Genomic DNA, 19757 nt, shown 5'->3' with positions numbered 1-19757 from the left:
GGGGTTTCCTTCCATGCGACAGCCACGCGGCGTTGCGAGTCGTCTGATCGGAGCGGTGGCCGCGGGCACCCTGGCAGCCGCGCTGGTTGCCGGGTGCTCCAGTCAGAACCAGGTGCCCGCCATCGGCTACGCCGTCGATGCCGTGATCGCCAGCTACAACGGTGGCAGCACGCTGGGCGCGAGCAGCGGCTCGGCGGCCGTGTTCGACCGGGTGCTGACCGGATTCTTCTACACCGGGCCCGATGGTCAGCAGGTCGCCGACACCGATGCGGGTACCGCGAAGGAGGTGCCCGGCGAGGCGCAGACGGTCCAGTACCGGCTGAATCCGGACGGCGTGTACTCCGATGGCGTGCCCACTTCGTGTGACGATCTGGTGCTCGCCTGGGCCGCGCGCAGCGGCCGGTTCACCAAACCCGGTGACCACGGCCCGGTTCCGCTGTTCGACGCGGCGAGCACCGACGGATACGCCGATATCGAGCGGGTGGAATGCCAGCCCGGCTCCAAGGACGCGACGGTGGTTTTCCGTCCGGATGCCCATTTTCTGCCCTGGCGCACGCTGTTCAGCGCCGGTGAGTTGATGCCCGCGCACGTTGCGGCGCGGGTGGCGAATGTGGCGAATGTGGTCTCCGCATTGGAATCCAGTGATCCTGGTGCGATCCAACGGTTGGCCGACTTCTGGAACACCGGCTGGACGATCAGCTCCGACGATCTGGATACCTCGAGGTTCCCGTCCTCGGGGCCCTACCGGATCGAATCCTATTCCGACAAAGATGGTTTGGTTCTGGTAGCCAATGAGCGCTGGTGGGGTATCAAGCCCGAGACCGGCCGGATTGTGGTGTGGCCGAAGACCGTTGATTTGAAGGCCAAGCTCTCCGACAATGCCGTCAGTGTCGTGGACATCGGCGCCGGTTCGGTGCAGGATCTGAATCTCGACGGCTTTTCGGTGCAGACCGTGCCCGGCCGCGGTGCCGAACAACTGGTGCTGGCGACCGGGGGAGTGTTCGGTTCAGTTGACGCCCGCCGCGCGTTCGGGCTCTGCGTGCCACGGCAGGCACTGTTCGACAAGCTCGGCAAGGTACCGGAGGCGCCCAAGTCCGGCCTGGGCGCGGGGCCGCTCGATTCTCGCATCGTGCAACAGGATTCGTTGTTCTACGGACCGGCGGCCGACGGAGCCGGCAAATACCGGGGCGCCGATGTTCCGGCGGCCACCGCGAGACTCGCGGCGTCCGGTGCGGCCAATCCAACCATCCGTATCGGCTATCTCCGCCCCGACGAGCGCCGCGCGCAAACCGTGGCAATGATCGCCGAGGCATGCAAACCCGCTGGTATCACCGTCATCGACGCCGGTACAGACGATTTCACACCCTCCCAGCTCACCCAGGGCAAAGTAGATGCCGTCCTGGCGAGCACCGCATCGGTACCCGGTCCGGCGGGATCCTCGACCGGCGTCGCGGCCATCGGTTCGTTGCGCACAGGTAGCGGGCTCAATTTCGGTAGCTTCGGTAATGGACGTTACGATGCGATCGCCGATCAGCTTGCGGCCGATGATAACTCGACCACAACGCTGAATCTGCTAACTGAAGCCGAGAACCTGCTGTGGTCGGAGATGCCGAGCGTCCCGTTGTTCGCCGATCCCCGCACCATCGCCTTCGGCAACGGTTTGCAGAACGGCATCGCCGGGCCTACCCAGGGTGGGACCGGCTGGAACATGGACCGCTGGGTGTTGAAGCGGTAACAGGTGTTGGTGGGTGAGTAACCATGGAGAGGTGTCGATGAGCAAGCACGCAGCGGTCGAATCGGATGATGCAGTCAGTGAGCGGACCGCGAAAGCTGGCGAGTTGGTCGAGCGCCTGACCCGCTGGTGTGATGACTTCCCCACTCCCGGAGTCCGTTTCGCCGATCTGACGCCCGTCTTCGCCGATCCGGACGGTTTCCGCGCTGTCGTCGATTGCCTCGCCGAGTGCGCGCCCGACGCCGACCTCGTCGCCGGCGTCGATGCCCGCGGCTTCATCATCGGTGCCGGCGTCGCCGCGGCGCTCGGCACCGGCGTGCTCGCGGTGCGCAAGGCGGGCAAGCTGCCCCCGCCCGTCATCTCTCGTGAGTACGAACTCGAATACGGCACCGCGGCCCTGGAAGTTCCGGCCGACAGTGTTGATCTGAAGGGCCGCCGCGTCCTGCTGCTCGACGACGTCCTCGCCACCGGGGGCACCCTCGCCGCCGCTGCCGATCTGTTCGCCAGCGTGGGTGCGGAGGTCGTCGCCGCTGCAGTGGTTCTGGAACTCGACGGCTTCGGTGGCCGGGAGCGTCAGGGTGACTACCCGCTGACCTCGGTAGTGTGCGTCTGAGTTCCGCTCGCGCCGGTTGCTAGGTGATTCACGAACTCGGTGTGCCGAGGGCGGTAAAACTCATTGGCATGGTCGCACAATTGTGGTTAGCCTGTTCAGGTCGTATTCCCGTTGATCGGAGTCATGCCGTTGCTCTCATGAGGTAGCCATTCGGGCGGCCCGCATTCGCGCGTCGCGTTCCGTTGCAACCTCTGGGGTACGCATGTCCAATATTTCTCTATCCGATCTGACCTTTTCCTGGCCCGACGGGACGCCCGTTTTCGATGGTCTCGGCGCTGTACTCGGCCCCGGTCATATCGGGGTGGTCGGCAGTAACGGTGCGGGCAAATCGACGCTGCTTCGGCTGATCGCGGGGGAGTTGATCCCGGCGCGTGGTTCGGTGACGGTCATCGGTCGTCTCGGTTATCTACGTCAGGATCTCGGCCTCGGCGACGGTCAACGCGTGGATGCTGTGCTCGGTATCGCCGAGGTGCGAAAGGCGTTGCACCACATCGAATCCGGCTCGGGTACGGAGGAGGACTTCGAGACCGTTGGCAACCAATGGGACGTCGAAGAAAGCGCCGTCGCACTGCTCGGCCGCCTCGGCCTGCACTATCTCGCGGATTCCGCCGAGCAGTTGGATTGCACCGTGGAAACGATTTCCGGAGGCGAGACGGTGTTGCTCGGGCTGGTGGCTCAGCTGCTGCGCGATCCCGACGTGTTGCCCTTGGACGAGCCGACCAACAATCTGGATCACGTTGCCAGGCAACGGCTTTACGAGGTGGTGGCACAGTTCTCCGGAACCGTGCTCACCGTCGGTCATGATCGTGAGCTGCTGGAGCGAATGACCACGATCGCGGAATTACGCCAGGGCGAACTGCGCTTGTTCGGCGGCAATTTCAGTGCGTATGAGCGAATTGTCGAGGGCGAGCAGGAGGTCGCTCGAGCGGCGCTTCGTGACGCTCGCTCGGATGTCCGTAAGCAGGCGCGCGAACTCGTCGAGGCGCGGATCAAACTGGATCGCCGACAGCGCTACGGGCAGAAGATGTTCGAGAGCAAGCGTGAGCCGAAGATCGTGATGGGCCTGCGCAAACGGCAGGCTCAGGTGTCGGCGGGTAAGTTGCGCAACAACCACATCGAGAAGGTGGATACCGCCAAGGAGCAGCTGGAGCAAGCGCAGGAATTGTTGCGCGACGATCGCGAGATCCGTGTCGAACTGCCCGATACTCGGCTGTATCCGGGGCAGGACGTTATGGATCTGGAAGCGATCGAGCTCGCTGGCGGGCCGACAGTAACGCTGCGGGTAAGCGGTCCGGAACGGATCGCGCTGACCGGCCTCAATGGCATCGGGAAGACCACACTGCTGCACCGGATCGCCGCGGCCGAGCCGAAGGTGTCGTGGCGCATGCTGCCGCAGCGGCTCGACATTTTCGATGAGCGACTATCGGTTTTCGAAAACGTGGCGTCGACCGCTCCGCACGCCTCGGTCGAGCAGATCCGGGCCCAGCTGGCGCGGTTCCTGTTTCGTGGCGTGGACGCCGATGTGGCGGCGTCGGCGTTGTCGGGTGGTGAGCGGCTCAGGGCCGCGCTGGCCATGCTACTGCTGGCCGATCCGGCACCGAAGCTGCTGTTGCTCGACGAGCCGACCAACAATCTCGATCTGCCGAGCCTGGCACATCTGACCCAGGCCCTGGCCGGTTTCGAAGGGGCGTTGATCGTGGTGAGTCACGACCCCTGCTTCCTCGATGACCTCGGCTTGACCCGTCGCGTGGAGCTCACGACCGAAGGTCTGACCGAAACCCTGCTCGGATAGTGCTGACGGCCCACGGTCCTGACCGTGCCCACCGCACCCCGATTCGCGCAGTTCGGGCGGTCGGGTAAGCCCGGGCGCCCGGACTGGCAGGATTGGGTGGCGTGGAGCAGTCTGTTGTTTCGGTCGATGTGGTGGCGCTGCGGTTCTGGGAGGCCGACGTCACGGTCACCCTTGGTGTCGCACCCCGGGAATTCGAGCCGTTCACCGGGGAATTGGCCTTGCCCGGGGTGCTGTTGGGGCGAGGGGAGCGGCTGGTTTCGGCGGCGCGGCGCGCGGTGCACGCGAAACTGGGCGTACCGGACGTGGCGATCGGCGCAGTCGGCCAACTGGAAACCTTCGACGAGCCGAATCGCGATCCGCGCGGCCCGACGCTGTCCATAGCGATGTGGGCAGTCGTCGGACCGCATCATGGGCCGGCGCGGTGGATTCCGTTCGACGCGGTGCCGCCGCTGGCGTTCGATCACAATCGGATCGTCGACGCGGCGCGCGGTGGCTTGGCTCGCCTGCTCTGGAAGGACCTGGCCTTCACCCGAGCCTTGACCGGCGATGAGTTCCCTGCGACGACCGCGGTGGAATTGAGTACGGCCCTACATGGTGCCCGCCCGGATCCCGCGAACCTGAACCGCACCCTGGCCGCTATTTCCGGCCTCGAGCGCACTGCCGAACGTCGCCGGGTCAGAGCCACCGGGCGCCCCGCGGCCGTGTGGGCATTCACAACCAGCCAGTAGTCGGTCCATCCCGATACGTTGCTATGCGCATCAATGCATAATAGCCGTCCGTGCGGACCGGCGGTAATGCCGGATTTGAACGGGTAGATATGCCGTGGTGAACAGCCCGTGACGAGGGCGGTATTCACAGCGATCCGCCCCGCGACTGTTCTGGGGCTAAAGTTGGTGGTCTGGGCGGTTGCAGCGGTCGGATAGGGTGTTCGGACCGCGGCGTGGAGAGGTGGTGGCATGACTCAGCATCTGGGCGAGGCGAATGTCGAGCAATCGGCATCTGCCCCGCAATCGAATGGTGCGGCGGCCACTCCGGCTGACCCGTCGCGCCCGTCCGCCTCGAAGACCAGCGCGCCCAGCGCGAAGCGTGTCCCATCCAACGGCACTATCGCCCCGTCGAACAGGAATGTCGCCCCCTCGAAAAAGTCGGTGGCGAAAGAGGACGCCGTCGCCTCGCCGGTGCGGCAGCCGGGTACGTCTGCGGCGGTGCCCACGTCCGCGTCGCGCCGGGTGCGGGCGCGGTTGGCGCGACGGATGACCGGTCAGCGCGGGATCGCGGCGGTCAAGCCGGTGCTGGAGCCGTTGGCGAGCGTGCATCGCGAGCTGTACCCGAAGGCGAATCTCACACTGCTGCAGCGGGCATTCGACGTCGCCGATGAGCGGCACGCGCATCAGTTCCGCAAATCCGGTGACCCCTACATAACCCATCCGCTTGCGGTCGCGAATATTCTGGCCGAGCTCGGAATGGACACCACCACGCTGGTGGCCGCGCTGTTGCACGACACAGTGGAGGACACCGGGTACTCGCTCGAACAGCTGACCGCCGACTTCGGTGCCGAGGTCGCGCATCTGGTCGACGGTGTCACCAAGCTGGACAAGGTCAATCTCGGTGCCGCCGCCGAGGCCGAGACGATCCGCAAGATGATCATCGCGATGGCGCGCGACCCCCGCGTGCTGGTGATCAAGGTCGCCGACCGGCTGCACAACATGCGCACCATGCGTTTCCTGCCGCCGGAGAAGCAGGCGAAGAAGGCGAAGGAAACGCTGGAGGTGATCGCGCCGCTGGCGCATCGCCTGGGAATGGCCACGGTCAAATGGGAGCTGGAGGACCTCGCCTTCGCGATCCTGCACCCGAAGAAGTACGACGAGATCGTGCGCCTGGTCGCCGATCGCGCACCTTCACGCGACACTTACCTGGCGCGAGTGCGCGCGGAGATCGTCAATACCCTGGCCGCGTCCCGGATCAACGCGATCGTGGAGGGCAGGCCTAAGCATTACTGGTCGATCTACCAGAAGATGATCGTCAAAGGTAAAGACTTCGACGACATCCACGACCTGGTCGGCATTCGCATTCTGTGTGACGAGGTGCGCGATTGCTACGCCGCCGTCGGTGTCGTGCATTCGCTGTGGCAGCCGATGGCGGGCAGATTCAAGGACTACATCGCCCAGCCTCGCTATGGCGTCTACCAGTCGCTGCACACGACAGTTGTCGGCCCGGACGGCAAGCCACTCGAGGTGCAGATTCGCACCCAGGACATGCACCGCACCGCCGAGTTCGGCATCGCCGCGCATTGGCGTTACAAAGAGACCCGGGGCAAGCACTCCAACGATTCCACCGAAGTCGACGATATGGCGTGGATGCGCCAACTGCTCGACTGGCAGCGGGAGGCGGCCGACCCGGCCGAGTTCCTGGAGTCGCTGCGTTTCGACCTGAAGTCGCCGGAGATCTTCGTCTTCACCCCGAAGGGTGATGTGATCACGCTGCCGCAGAAGTCCACGCCGGTCGATTTCGCCTATGCCGTGCACACCGAGGTCGGGCACAAGTGTATCGGGGCGCGGGTGAACGGCAGGCTGGTCGCTTTGGAGCGGCAGTTGGAGAACGGTGAGGTCGTCGAGGTGTTCACCTCGAAGGCGCAGAACGCGGGACCCAGCCGCGATTGGCAGAACTTCGTGGTTTCGCCGCGCGCCAAGGCCAAGATCCGCCAGTGGTTCGCCAAGGAACGTCGCGAGGAGGCGCTCGAAAGCGGTAAGGAGCAGATCGGCAAGGAGGTCCGCCGCGTCGGGCTGCCGTTGCAGCGTTTGATGAGCGTCGATGCGATGACCGCGGTCTCGCACGAGCTGCACTACACGGACATCTCCATGCTCTATACCGCCGTCGGTGAGCATCAGGTGTCAGCGCATCACGTCGTGCAGCGGCTGATGGCGCAACTCGGCGGTATCGGCGATGTGGAGAACGAGCTCGCTGAGCGGTCCACTCCGTCGACAACTCCGAACCGGCAGCGCGTCACCGGTGATGCCGGCGTACTCATCCCTGGGGCCCTCGGCACGGTCGCTAAGCTGGCCAAGTGCTGCACGCCGGTCCCGGGCGACGAGATCATGGGCTTCGTGACCCGCGGTGGTGCGGTGAGCGTGCACCGTACCGACTGCACCAATGCGGGATCGCTGCGTGAGCAGGCCGAGCGCATCATCGAGGTGGAATGGGCGCCCTCGCCGTCCTCGGTGTTCCTGGTCGCCATTCAGATCGAGGCGCTCGATCGCACCCGCTTGCTGTCGGATGTGACGAAGGTGCTGGCCGACGAGAAGGTGAATATCCTGTCGGCGTCGGTGGCTACGCACGGTGACCGGGTCGCGATCAGCAAGTTCACCTTCGAGATGGGCGATCCGAAGCATCTTGGGCACCTACTGAATGTGGTGCGCAACGTGGAAGGCGTGTACGACGTCTACCGCGTCACCTCGGCTACCTGACCGTATCGAGGGGTCTTGCGCTAGGTGCGTGGCGGTCCGATGATTCACCGATCATGCTCGCCGTACGGCCGTGCCCGGTTGGTCGCCTTGGTCCAAGACGTCGGCTGCTGACGTTGCGCTCGTTCCGGTGTTCGCTGGAATGTCAAGTGCGGGTTGATGATTCGGGTCGCAAGGTGCGCCTCCTAGTGGGTCGGTCAACGGTGCGATCGGAAAATTACCGGGTGATCCATCGTGGCACGCCGGGAAGTGTCATTGCCTTCTCGGCGGGTCGCGTAATCCTTTCGTCGCCTCAGCGGCATTAGTCGAAATCTGTTACGGTCTATTGCGTTTCATGGCGTTGAAGGTAGCTGCGGTAACTCGGATGATTGCGGATCGCTATGACGGATTGCACGGCACGTATCTCGGGAATGCTGGTCGCATTCACCGTCGCTGTGGCGACCGTTACTGCGAGTAGTGCGGCGGCGGCGCCGTCGAGCCCGGCAGGTCCGTCGACCAATGTTCCGATCGCGAGCTGTCCGGCGCTGTACGCGTTGGGAATTCAGGGCACGGGGGAGTCCTCGCCCGACGCGGCGCCGACCACCGATACCGGCATGTTGTCGACGGTCTTCATGCCGATGATGGCCAAGGCGTCCACGCCCGGGCTGGTGGATCGGGCCTATGTGCCATACGAATCCGGATTCGGCGGGGCTACCGGCGGTGGCGTGGTGCCGTATTCGGAGTCGGTCGCGGGCGGTCTGACGAGGTTGCGGGCGATGGCCGCGACGGTCGCGGCCCGGTGCGCCGACACCAGGTTCGGAATCGTCGGGTATTCCCAAGGCGCGCATGTAGCCTCGATGTTCGCGCAGGAGGTCGGCCGTGGCCGGGGAGTGGTCCCCGCCGACAAGATCGCGGCCGTCGCACTGTTCGCCGACCCCACTCGCAACGCCGCTGCCCCGCTGTTTCCCGGCTCGCCCGGCAAGCTCGTCCCCGATGCGGCGCCCGGTACCTCCGGTGCGGAGCTGGCATCGATCGCGGCATTCCCACAGCTGACCCCGAGTGGCGGTGGCATCGGACCCGAACGTGATACCGCCGTGAATTTCGGTGCGCTGACCGGTCGTGTGGCAAGCTTCTGCGCGTCGGCCGATCTGGCCTGCGACGCCCCGCAGGGTGCGCCCATCCTGAAGGCGGTCGCCGAGGTCGTGGGGCAGTCAACACTCAGCGGCGGCGACCCGATCGCGTCGCTGCGGTCGATCGCGCAGGCGCTGGCGTTCACCTCGATCAAGACCGCGACCGAGGTCGTCAACAACGACCTCCAGGGTAATTCTCTGGCGAATGTGTCACTCGCGCCGCAGAAGTCGATCTCGCAGCGCTTGGCCGACGCTGCCGATCCACGGGCGTCGCTGAATATTCCCGGCGCGATCCAGGCGTTGCTCAAGGTCGGCATGATCGGGATGAACGCGGTCGGCACGGTAGTGAAGACGGTAATCACTCCGGCGGCCATCTCGGAGTTGGCCGCCGCTGGACTGGCGAATCCGGTCGCCGGGCTGATGTTGCTCGGGACCAAGCTGCTCGGCGCCATACCGCAACTCATCGCGCCGACGACCGGGATCCGTCTGGTCTCACAGGCATTCGACGCGGTGGTCCAGAACATCACCGACAACAGCGAGCTCCTGAATATCACCACGTGGACGCGGTATTGGGATACGATCGCGCGTCACGGCGCCTACGGCAATGCGACGGTGTCCGGCAATGGTGCCGCACCGACCCAACTCGTCGCCGACTGGTTCGCCAGGGTGGCCCGCGACGCTGCCGGAACGTTCGGTAGCGGCACGACGCCACAGGGTGGCAGCGACAAGCCGCCCGCCGGATTCTTCGGCGAGAGCTCCGGCGCGTCGACTACGCCGAATTCGTCCGGTACGGGACAATTTCCGTTTGGGACGGGAGCCGATGGCGCCTCATCCAGCGGTGTGACATCTTCGGTCCCGCATACCGATCGACCCGGTACCGCAGACGCCTACCCGTTCTCCACGAACTGATCGCCGAGAGGGTCTCACGATGCGCCACGTGCCTCGCTCTGCGGGAAGGGGGAAATGTTGAAGTCGTACAAACAGCTTTCACGTTGGTACGTCGCGCTGGAGCCGGACAACGGTTCGATTGCCCCCGCTCACCCGGACGATGCGAGCGCCGAGGCCGCTGACGACGATGGCCCGCCACGGTATCCGTACTACATTCACGACGAGGATCTGGACGAGGAACGCGCACGGGTGGACGTGCCGGCCGACCTGTCCTCCAGTCGTAGCGAGTTCACCGGTGGCTGGTCGGATTGGGTGGCCGGACACGCGCCCGGTCCGGACGACCACTACGCCGCGCCCCGCGGCAGCGATGTGGTGCGATTCCCGTGGCCCGACGACGAATTCGACGACGACCCCGGCGAGCGATCGGCGCGCTTCGGCGCACCTCGCGGACTGCGTCAGGTGGCGCGCGACAATCCGGCCTCGCGTCGCGGCAGGGTAATCGCGGTGCTGGTCGCGGCCGTGCTACTGCTGGGTGTGGCCGCGGCGGGCGTGTTGTTCCTGTTGAGTTCGTCGAGCGATCGGGTCGAAGGAACCGAACAGTCCTCGATGCAATTCGCTGTCGGCAGCGCACGATCCGGGTCCGGCTCTCGACTCGCCGACGAGGCCCAATTCGACAATGCGGGCGCCAAGCTCAATTACGCCACCAAACCACAACCCGGTACCGGTGGTGCTACATCGACGGCGTGCCCTACCGAACGTGGCGAGCGAGTCATGCGCAGCGCCGCTCCCGGCGGCGATACCTCGGGACCCGATGCGGTGCTGGCCTTCCAATACGCCTACTACGTGGATCGTTCCGGCGAAGAGGCCAGGCATATGGTCGCGCCGGACGCACTGATCTCGACGGCCGCGGCGATCCAGCGCGGCATCGACTCCATTCCGGTCGGCACCACCCATTGCGTGCGGATCGTCACCATCGTCGATAACAGCTATTCGGTGGAGATCACCGAGTACCGGCCCGGCGGTGTACCCGCCACGTACAACAAGCAGACGGTCACCACTGCGGTGGTCGGCGGTCGCACCCTCATCACGGGTATCGCGGCCGGATAAAGGAGAGCTGAGGCGATGGGAGACGACTGGAGTCGGTGGCTCGACGAGGCACCCGAGGAGGGGGAGCCGTCGGGTCGGCCCGTGCGCACAAGGGCTCCGGTGGTGCGGTTACGGCGCGGCAAGCGCGAGGGATTCGATGTCGAGGCGCCAGAGCCTGCGCAGCGCCCGATCCTGGTCGTCGGTGGTTGTGGCGGTGCCGGGACCACGACGACGGTGCTCGGTATCGCCGGTGAGCTGGCGACGGCCGGTAACCCGACGGTAGCGGTCGATGCGACGGCGGCGGGCAGTGATCTGGCCTTGCGCGGCGCCGACGAGCACCTGTACCCGATCAGCCTGCAGTCGTGGCTCTACGGGCGCGGCAACGACGAGCCCGCGCCGTTGAAGGAGTGTATGTCCCAGGCGAGTTCGGGAATCGGCCTGCTGTGGCGTGACGGGGCGCCGCTGCGTCGTCGTGCCACCTATCTGACGGTCGCCAGGGCGATCTACGACGCCGGGTTCACCGGTGTCTACGACGGTGGCAATCCGATTGCCGGGCGTCAGCTGCGACCGCTGCTCGATGATTCGGATGTTGCTCTGGTGCTTGCCATTCCGGCGCGCGCCGATGCGGCCAATCGGCTGCGTGTGGCGCTGGAATGGCTCGATGACCAGTTCGGCGATTCGGCCGAGGGGCAGGGGGCCGGCATCGTCGGCGACACCACGATCGTTGTCTCACACCAGCAACCGGGTGCCGACTCGCGGGTTGCCGATCATTTGCGTGAACACCTGTCGGGTTGGGTCCGCGATATCAGGGAGATTCCCTACGATCCGCACCTGGCTCGCGGTGAACTCGTCCGGCACGCGTCGCTTGCGCCCGAGACACGCCGTGCCTACGCACGGCTGCTCGCTGGGGTGGCATCATGACCGCCGCTATGAAACTTGGTCGTCAACCGGAACCCACGCCCGCGGGCGTGGTCGCGCCGCCGGAATCGCGTCGCGCGCTGATTTGGGACCGTCCGGTGCCGGGCGTCGGACGTGCGCCGTTGGTGTGGTTGCTGGGAGTGCACGGTGGTGCCGGAGCCAGTACCCTCGCGCATGTTCTTGCGCCTGCGGCGGATTCGGGCCGCCGCTGGCCCGGTGTTTTCGATCGTGAATCGCCCTTTGTCGTGCTTGTCGCCAGGGAGACGATTGCCGGTCTGACACGTGCCCACGATCTGCTGCGCCAGCATCTTTCCGGATTTGCGGGCTCGGCCGAGGTGCTCGGTCTCGTCACGGTGGCAGCGCGGCCCGGCAGGCTGCCCGCGGAGATCCGCCGCTACCGCGATGTGGTCGGCTCGCTGGCGGGGCAGGTGTGGCAGGTGCCGTGGTATGAGGAGTGGACGCTCGTCGAACCGGAGAACCTTCCGGTATGGGCGCCGGGCGACATGCTGCCACCGAAGAAAAGAAAGCTCGACCCGCTCGATGAAGTTCCGCTGGAAGTCCGGGCGATCGGCACCGATATTGTGAGTGCGGTGCGCGAAAACCTGGATACCGCTTCATCTTTCGACGAAGGCGCATCATGAAGGTGATTTTCGCTGCCGCAGGCGGACCGCTGATGAGCACACTTCTCGAGAAAGGCACCCGATGAGCACGATCCTCCTCGCCGTGCAGGACACGTACGGCACTGTCCTGGCTCAGGTCGGCAATCCGACACCTGAGGCGCCTCCTGGCTCGGAGAAGATCCTCCAGCTGGTTCGATACCTCACCTGGTTCGTCCTGCTGTCGGGTATCTGCGGCATCACCTACGCGGGCGGCAAGTTCGCTTGGGAGAAGTGGACCGGCGGTGGGCTCGAGTCGCCGAAGATGGTGGCGGGAGCCATGATCGGCGGCGTGGTCGCGACCAGCGCGGGCACCATCATGAACGCCGTTATCGGAACCTGATGTCGGCGATGTCCACCGTGCGAATGTCGGCAGGCGAGCTGCTCGCGTACAAGCAGATGCCCTCCGAGGTGCTGGACCCACTGATGCACCTGTTGAATTGGCTGCTCTGGTTTGTGCTGCTGGTGTGCTTGGCCTGGATGATCGTGTCCGCGGGCCGATTGTGGATCGCGTTCCGCAGCGATCTCGCGATGAACGACGCCTCGCACGGCGTGTTGATGAGCCTGCTCGGCGCGACCGTGGCGAGCTCCGCGTCCGGAATCGCCCTGGCGTTCCTACCGACGTGAGCCACGGTGACCGGGATGGGGCAGGCCCTGGAATGAAATCCACAGTGACGCAGTCGCATCCGGCGACCGGAACACGCGGTGCGGTGCGGTGCGCGCTGCGCGGACCCGCGGCCGGTGCGTTAGGTTTCGCGCTGCTGATGGCAGCGGCCGGCTGTGGTGGCGGTGGCGACGGCCTGGGTCCGCGATTGACCGCGACGCCGACTCATGTGCGCTGGCTGCCTTTTCAGGGAGTGCAACTGCCGCACGCGGATCAGGGGCCGAAGAAGGAAGCCGGCGGCGCCGCAACGGGTTTCGAGCATTCGCCGCCGGGTGCCGCGCTCGCCGCGATCGTCCACACGGTGCGATTGTCGGTGGCATCGGACACACAGTGGTCGAAAGTGGTTGTCCTAGAATTGGTTCCGGGCCGCAGCAGTGACGAGTGGTCGGTGAATCGGGTGCAGCTGTCGATCACCGGTCCCGCTTCGCCGGAATATGCGCCACGGCTGCTCGGCTACCGGATCACTGATTACGCCGAGCAGAGGTCCTCGGTCGATGTCTACACCGAATACTCGGACAAATCGAGAGCGGTGAACCACACCGTCGTGGAGTGGTTCGGCAACGACTGGAGGTTACGGCTGCCCGACCCGGAATCGACCGCACGCCCCGTTGAGGCGGTCGACGTATTACCCGCTGACATAGTGAAACTGGAGGCACCATCATGAGTGGCGAGAAGGAGCCGTACGCGCGCGATCGCGTCTCCTTCGGTGTCATCGCGTCAGCGGCGGTACTGGCACTCATCGTGATCGTGGGTCTGGTCGTGTACCTCGGCCGCGACAGCTCCGATTCGTCCGGTAGCGGGTCGGCGGCGCCGGCGGGTTCCGGCACGAGCGGGTTCGGTAGTCCTGAGGTCGATCTGCTCGGCAGGCGGGTAGATGTTCCGAATAACCCTGCGGGGCAACCACTTCCGCAGGACCCGGCACAGCAGCGCAAGTCGTCGGATGCGGACTGGCTGACCGCCGCGCCCGCAGGCACCACCTCGGCGGGCGGTTGGCAACGGGTGTACGGCGCCTCGGTGCCGTTCTCGACCTCCGACGGCCCGACCCGCGTCGAGGACGATCTGGCTGTCGGCTATGCGCACACCCCGCAGGGCGCGGTGTTGGCGGCGGCTCAGATCACCTACCGGCTCAACGCCCGTCCCGCCGATCGCGATCTCTATGTCCGCCAGGTAAGGGTGTCGGCACAGCAGATCGCCGCGTATGACAAGGCGCTGTCGCAGGATCGCCTGCCCGAGCAGCAGCCGGAGAAGGTGACCCGCTATTTCGTCGCATCGGACGCGTTCAAGGTGGAGAACTACGCAGACGACCTCGCTATCATCCGGCTCGCCACCCGTGGGCCGGTGGTCGACGGCAGACAGCTGTGGGCGGCGCTGCGATTGGTCATGGTGTGGGATGCGGGGGACTGGCGACTCAAGCCCGCCACTTCCAACAGCAGTCAGACCGAATACATCGAATCGCTGTCGGGGTGGTCGATGTGGTGACCACGGCCGATAGACCGAGTTCCGCGAACATCCAGTGTGCGAGAAAGGCTCGAGAGACAGTTGATGGCCAACCAGTACGGGTGGGCACGCACGTGAACGACCGCAAGCAAGTACCGATCGAGTCCCTGCGACGCATCGAGGGGTGGACACAATGGTGAGGCGTGTAGTCACAATTTTCGCGGTCATCTTCACGGTGATGATCGCGACGCCGACGGTGGCCTATGGCCAGACCTACGGTTTCGACGATACGTGCAACGAGGTTCACGACACGCTTGACAATGTCGGCCTACCCGGGGTTTCGCTCGGTGACGCCGCCTCCGCCGCGTGTAAGGCGGGCAATGCCGCCTCACATCCGGGCCAGTTGGCGAACGCGGTGAAGGACAAGGCGTGGGATTCGACCTTCGGCAAGGTCGTCGATTCGCTGATGAACGGTCTCGGCGAGGCGATCATCCTGGCACTGACGTTCTGGATGAAAGTGCCCAACGAGGTGGCCAGTGATGGGGGGTCGCTGTTCACCAAGATCAACGACTACACCTATCAGGCGCAGATACTCTTGCTGATTGCGTCGGTAATCCTTTCGGGCGCAAGACTTGCCGAGGCCAGACGCGGTGCCGCCATGAACGAGGCGGCCGAATCGTTCCGCATGTTCGCCCGGGTGGTGTTCAGTTCGTGGATGCTCGGCGCGGTCATCGTCGCGGGCACCCAGGCGTCGGACAAGTTCTCCGAGTGGATCATCAACGACTCGACTAATGGCAACGCCAAGGACCTGGCCGAGCTGATGGTGAAAACCAGTAAGCTGCAGGCATTTTCGCCGGGTTTGGTACTGATCATCGCGATCGTCGGATTGCTCGGGGCGCTGGCGCAGATCGTGCTCGCGATCGTCCGCCAGGGTTTGCTGATCGTGGCGGCGGGCGTATTGCCCTTGGCGGCGGCGGCTTCGGGCATGAATACGGGTAAACAGTCCTATCAGAAACTGGTCGGCTGGATCATCGCGTTCATGCTGTGGAAGCCGGTAGCGGCCATTGTCTACATGATCGCCTTCAGCACCGCGGGCCATGTGGACTCGCTCACCGACACCGGTGGACTGCCGGAAGGTGAACAGGCGCAACGTATGCTGGTCGCCATTGTGCTGCTGTGCAGTGTGGCGTTCGTGCTGCCCGCGCTGATGCGTTTGGTCACCCCCGCGGTCGCGATTGTCGGTAGCGGTGGTTCCGGTCTGACCGCGACCGGTGGCACCTTGCTCGCGGCCGGCGCGCTCGGTGCGATGGGCACCAAGGCCGTTGGAGTCAAGAACGCGGCGGCGCCGGGTTCGGCGGGCTACGTAGGCGGTTCGGGTAGCCCGCCGCCGTCAGGCGGGCGTGGCGGTGGCAGCCCGCGCCCGGCACCGCCACGCGGCGGCGGTGGCGGAGGTGGCGCCGCAGGCAGTCCACCGCGCGCCTCCGGGCCCTCGGGCGCGTCGGGAGTACCGTCCGGTGCGTCCAGCGCCGCCAGTCGGATCGGCGCCGCGCGCGCCGCGACCGGCGGGCTGACTCGGGCCGATGAAGCAATGGGTGACATGGCGGGCGATCGTTGGGCCAACCGTTCACCCGACCTCGGGAGGAGCACCATTCCGCGATGACGATGACCTCGAGCGATACCTACGAGCGCCGCTCGTACGGACTATGGCAGAAACCCCGCAGCGCAGGTCTTTTCGGCTTGCGCTGGGAAGAAACCGTGCTCGGTTTCGTGGTCGTGATCACGGCCCTGATCTGCGCTATGGTCGGCGGGTTCAAATGGGGTGTGATCGTGGGCGGCACCGGCGTTGCCGTGATGGTTCCACTGGTGTGGCGGACTGGGGGCCGCTCCGGCTACGAGAACGGAATAATGATGTTCAACTGGATGCGCTCGCGTAAACAAGGCGAGCACGTGTACCGCGGTGGCCGGTTCTCCCGGATTCCCGGCGGCGTCACCCGCCTGCCAGGATTGTTGGCGCCCTCCAAGCTTTATGAGGGTATCGACGCTGGCGGCTACAGCTTCGGCATGATCCATCTGCCGCAGTTCGCGCAGTACACAGTCGTGCTGCGGGCGTGGCCGCAGGGACACGAGGCGGTCGACCAGCCGGTGATCGATCGTTGGGTGTCGGCCTGGGGCACCTTCCTCGCGTCGGTTGGCCAGACCAGTGACATCGTCGCGGTCGTCCCGGTGATCGATACCGTGCCGGAGACCGGAAACCGTTTGCTCACCGAGGTTTCCACGATCACCCGGCCCGAAGCACCGGAACTCGCGCAGCAGGTGATGTACGAACTGGCCACCGAATTGCCGCAGGAGCGGGTGCAGTTGCTGCCGCGAGTGGCGATCACCTTCAAGGCCACCACCGCCGAGCGTCGCAAGAATCCCGCCGAAGAGGCGGTCGAGATCGGCCGTAGATTGCCCGGTATCTGTGCCGCGCTGGCCGAGGCGGGCGTACGCGCGCAGCCGATGTCCGCCGACGACGTGATCTCGTTCATCCGCCGTAGTTACGACCCTGCCTCGCAAGCCGATCTCGAGGTCGCGGCGGGCGAACCCGAAGGGCACGGACTGGACTGGGCCGACGCCGGGCCGGTGTCCCACGACGAGAAGTGGGATCACCTGGTGCACGATGGTGGTCGCTCGGTGACCTGGGAGATGGATGCCGCGCCCGAGGGCGCGGTGGACGAACGGGTGCTGCAACGATTGCTCGCGCCGAATCCCGAAGTGCCGCGTAAGCGCATCGCGATCGTCTATCGCCCGCACTCGGCCGCGGACGCGGCCGAGATTGTCGACGACGATTTCAAGAACGCGTTGGTTGCTCAGCAGAGCGAGCGAGGGGTCGTCTCGGCGGCCGCGACCCTGAGGGTGGGTGCCACCCAGCAGGCCCGCGAGGAACAAGCCAGGGGTCACGGTGTGACCCGCTTCGGGGCGCTGGTGACCATCACCGAACCCCTGCGCGGTGATCTGCCGCGTATCGAAGCCATCACACGCGACCTGTCCACGCAGGCGCGGCTGAAGATCCGGCGGTGCTATCGCTATCAGTCGGCGGCCTTCGCGGCCTCGCTCGGCTGTGGTGTGATCCTGCCGGAGCACGCGACAATTCCGAAAGCACTGGCGGGGTGAGCGATTCATGGCACGTGACTACGAGCCACCCGTGCGGGAGCGGGACGGTACGCCCGTCCGCCGCACCCGGCGTCCGGCGGTCGAGCCCGAGGACCTGGGGCGGCGCCCCGCGCGGGACGCGGCGCGGGTGACCGGCGAGGATCGGTCGAGTCTGGAGGAAGCCGAGCGCGATCGGCGATCCGCTCGTGACGCGGCCGAGCGCCGGGCGCGGGCCGGATCCGGGCGGGCCGATAGGGTCCGCGCGGAGCGGGCGCACGTCGAGCGGCCGGGCGGTGAGCGCTCGAGTGCCGAGCGGCCGCGAGTTGACGGCGCCAGGCCTGCTCGGTCGCGCGACGCCATGACCGATCGTCCGACGCGCGGCGGTCGTCCGCTGCCGACGGACCGCAATGGTGCACGGTCGGAACGCAACGGCGCCCTGGCCGGTCGCGGCCAGCAGCGATCGGCGCGGCCCGATCGAACTGCCGACCGAGCCATGGGCACGCCCGAAATGGACAAGTCCGCCCGACGTGCGAAGGCAAGGGCGGACAAGAAGAACCAGGGCCCGCCGCTGCTCGACGATGTCACCCGGACCAGGCTGGAGGGGATCAGCCGCGAGCAGACCGGTCTGCGCGCGGCGTGGGCGACCTTCCGGCTGCGCACCGACGACATCCGTCGCCGCAATTACGCCGCCCGCGCGGAGCAGACCTTCGAGGACGGATTCGACCGCAGCACTGCGCAACTCACCGATCGTGGCTACTCCGGGGCGGGTGGCGGACGGATGAACGTCGTCGGCAGGCCGGTCGAATACCGGGCCACCACCGCCCAGGTGGCCGGACTGTGGCCATGGTCGGTTGGCGCGGGCGCCCCGCTGATCGGCACACCCCTCGGTTCCCATCTGCATACCGGTGCGCCGGTCTGCTTCGACCCGATGAATTGGTTCATGCGTGGCAGTTTCATCACGGCGCCGAGCCTTTTCGTCTTGGGGCTCAACGGCTTCGGTAAGTCGTCGCTGGTGCGGCGGATCGTGCTCGGCGGCATCGCGCAGGGCATCACGCCGCTGATCCTGGCCGATGTGAAGCCCGACTACCGCAAGCTGGTGGAGTTGGTAGGCGGCCAGGTGATCGACCTCGGCTACGGGCACGGCAAGCTCAATCCACTCGCGGCAGGTGTGCTCGGCTCCGTGGTGCCGCGGCTGGATGATCTGCCCGCCTTGCAAACGCAGGTTCTGCAGGATTTGCGGGCCAGGCAGGTGACTCTCGTCGCGGGACTTATCGAGTTGGTGCGCGGCGCGCGAGTGCGTGATTACGAGGAAACGCTGATCTCCACCGCGTTGCGCATTCTGTACCGGCCCGGCAGTGGTTACACCCCCGATAAGCCGCCCATTATGGAGAACCTGCTCGAGGTGATCGTCGACGGTGGCGAGGAGATGATGCTCGACGCGGGTGCCGATGATCTCGCCGAGTATCAGGTGGCGATCAAGGGCCTGCGCCGTTCGCTGCGCGCCCTGACCCAGGGGCCGTTCGGTGCGATATTCAACGGCCAGACGACGGTGCCGATCGATACCGGTGCCGTCGCGGTCGCCATCGACGTCTCACATATCCCGACCGGCGACAAGAAGCTGAAGGCCGCCGTGATGCTGGCCTGCTGGGCCGACGGATTCGCCTCGGTGGAGGCGGCGCACGTGCTCGCCGATGCCGAACTCGGCCCGCAGCGGTATTTCCAGGTGGTGATGGACGAGTTGTGGCAGGTGCTCGGCCTCGGCGACTTCATGATCGACCGGGTGGACGAGCTGACCCGTCTGCAGCGTGGCATCGGTACCGCGCTGATCATGATCAGCCACACCATCAAGGACCTGCAGGCGCTCGGATCGGAAGCCGCTATCGCCAAGGCGCTCGGTTTTCTCGAGCGGGCGCGCGCCAAGATTTTCGGCGCGCTGCCTGGTGAGGAGATCAAGCGACTCGACAGCACCATTCCGTTCACATCCGCGGAGGAGGACATGGTGACCGGCTGGTCCGCGCCGCAGGCATTGACCGGCGAAGCGCTCAAGCCCGGCCAGCAGCGTCCGTCCCCGCCGGGTACCGGCAAGTTCCTTTTGAAGATCGGTGAGGATCGTCGCCCAGGCATCCCGTTCCATATGGAGTTCACCCTCTCGGAGAAGGAAAGTGGAATCCATGACACCAACCAGCGTTTCAGTGAGTTCACCGAATCCACTGCGCGTGGCTCGGATTCGCCCAGCGGGAGCGCCGCATGAGAGTGGGTTCGGTGACCG

16 protein-coding genes are annotated in these 19757 nt (G+C 65.8%); all 16 read left to right on the top strand.

Annotated features, from left to right (window positions below):
* Positions 1 to 13: 13 nt before the first annotated feature.
* Positions 14 to 1735 carry an ABC transporter substrate-binding protein gene (locus LKE06_RS23830; protein ID WP_228001600.1) on the top strand — a complete coding sequence of 574 codons (1722 nt, stop codon included), beginning with the start codon at positions 14 to 16 and terminating at the stop codon, positions 1733 to 1735.
* Between the two features lie 37 nt (positions 1736 to 1772).
* Positions 1773 to 2345 carry an adenine phosphoribosyltransferase gene (locus tag LKE06_RS23825; protein ID WP_228001599.1) on the top strand — a complete coding sequence of 191 codons (573 nt, stop codon included), beginning with the start codon at positions 1773 to 1775 and terminating at the stop codon, positions 2343 to 2345.
* Between the two features lie 202 nt (positions 2346 to 2547).
* Positions 2548 to 4137 carry an ATP-binding cassette domain-containing protein gene (locus tag LKE06_RS23820; protein ID WP_228001598.1) on the top strand — a complete coding sequence of 530 codons (1590 nt, stop codon included), beginning with the start codon at positions 2548 to 2550 and terminating at the stop codon, positions 4135 to 4137.
* Between the two features lie 101 nt (positions 4138 to 4238).
* Complete coding sequence (locus LKE06_RS23815; protein WP_228001597.1) at positions 4239 to 4865, top strand: NUDIX hydrolase; 627 nt, start codon at positions 4239 to 4241, stop codon at positions 4863 to 4865.
* A 228-nt stretch (positions 4866 to 5093) separates the two neighbouring features.
* Positions 5094 to 7601, top strand: coding sequence for a RelA/SpoT family protein (locus tag LKE06_RS23810; RefSeq protein ID WP_305082813.1), 2508 nt, complete (start codon positions 5094 to 5096; stop codon positions 7599 to 7601).
* A gap of 377 nt (positions 7602 to 7978) precedes the next feature.
* Complete coding sequence (locus LKE06_RS23805) at positions 7979 to 9616, top strand: cutinase family protein (protein WP_228001596.1); 1638 nt, start codon at positions 7979 to 7981, stop codon at positions 9614 to 9616.
* A gap of 54 nt (positions 9617 to 9670) precedes the next feature.
* A complete protein-coding gene (locus tag LKE06_RS23800) occupies positions 9671 to 10702 on the top strand; it encodes a DUF8176 domain-containing protein (protein ID WP_228001595.1) in 1032 nt (343 codons plus the stop codon).
* Between the two features lie 15 nt (positions 10703 to 10717).
* Positions 10718 to 11602: a MinD/ParA family ATP-binding protein gene (locus LKE06_RS23795; protein ID WP_228001594.1), complete on the top strand. Its 885-nt coding sequence runs from the start codon at positions 10718 to 10720 to the stop codon at positions 11600 to 11602.
* Entirely contained in the window at positions 11599 to 12240 is a 642-nt protein-coding gene (locus LKE06_RS23790; protein WP_228001593.1) for a DUF6668 family protein, read from the top strand. Before LKE06_RS23795 ends, LKE06_RS23790 begins: the two co-directional genes overlap by 4 nt.
* A gap of 61 nt (positions 12241 to 12301) precedes the next feature.
* Positions 12302 to 12598 (top strand): hypothetical protein, encoded by a 297-nt coding sequence (locus tag LKE06_RS23785; protein ID WP_014351788.1) that lies wholly within the window; start codon positions 12302 to 12304, stop codon positions 12596 to 12598.
* A gap of 8 nt (positions 12599 to 12606) precedes the next feature.
* Positions 12607 to 12882, top strand: coding sequence for a hypothetical protein (locus LKE06_RS23780; protein WP_228001592.1), 276 nt, complete (start codon positions 12607 to 12609; stop codon positions 12880 to 12882).
* A 44-nt stretch (positions 12883 to 12926) separates the two neighbouring features.
* Positions 12927 to 13583, top strand: coding sequence for a DUF8175 domain-containg protein (locus LKE06_RS23775; RefSeq protein ID WP_228001591.1), 657 nt, complete (start codon positions 12927 to 12929; stop codon positions 13581 to 13583).
* Positions 13580 to 14398 carry a DUF8175 domain-containg protein gene (locus tag LKE06_RS23770; RefSeq protein WP_228001590.1) on the top strand — a complete coding sequence of 273 codons (819 nt, stop codon included), beginning with the start codon at positions 13580 to 13582 and terminating at the stop codon, positions 14396 to 14398. The genes LKE06_RS23775 and LKE06_RS23770 overlap by 4 nt, the downstream gene beginning before the upstream one ends.
* Before the next feature lie 151 nt (positions 14399 to 14549).
* Positions 14550 to 16016 carry a hypothetical protein gene (locus tag LKE06_RS23765; RefSeq protein WP_228001589.1) on the top strand — a complete coding sequence of 489 codons (1467 nt, stop codon included), beginning with the start codon at positions 14550 to 14552 and terminating at the stop codon, positions 16014 to 16016.
* Complete coding sequence (locus tag LKE06_RS23760; protein ID WP_228001588.1) at positions 16013 to 17509, top strand: SCO6880 family protein; 1497 nt, start codon at positions 16013 to 16015, stop codon at positions 17507 to 17509. Before LKE06_RS23765 ends, LKE06_RS23760 begins: the two co-directional genes overlap by 4 nt.
* A 7-nt stretch (positions 17510 to 17516) precedes the next feature.
* Positions 17517 to 19739, top strand: coding sequence for a putative type IV secretion/conjugal transfer ATPase (locus tag LKE06_RS23755; protein ID WP_228001587.1), 2223 nt, complete (start codon positions 17517 to 17519; stop codon positions 19737 to 19739).
* Positions 19740 to 19757: the final 18 nt, after the last annotated feature.

This window comes from Nocardia australiensis, from assembly GCF_020733705.1.
GTDB classification, from domain to species: Bacteria; Actinomycetota; Actinomycetes; order Mycobacteriales; family Mycobacteriaceae; genus Nocardia; species Nocardia australiensis.
The sequence above is the reverse complement of the archived record's forward strand: the minus strand, read 5'-3'. Positions and strand labels throughout refer to the sequence as shown.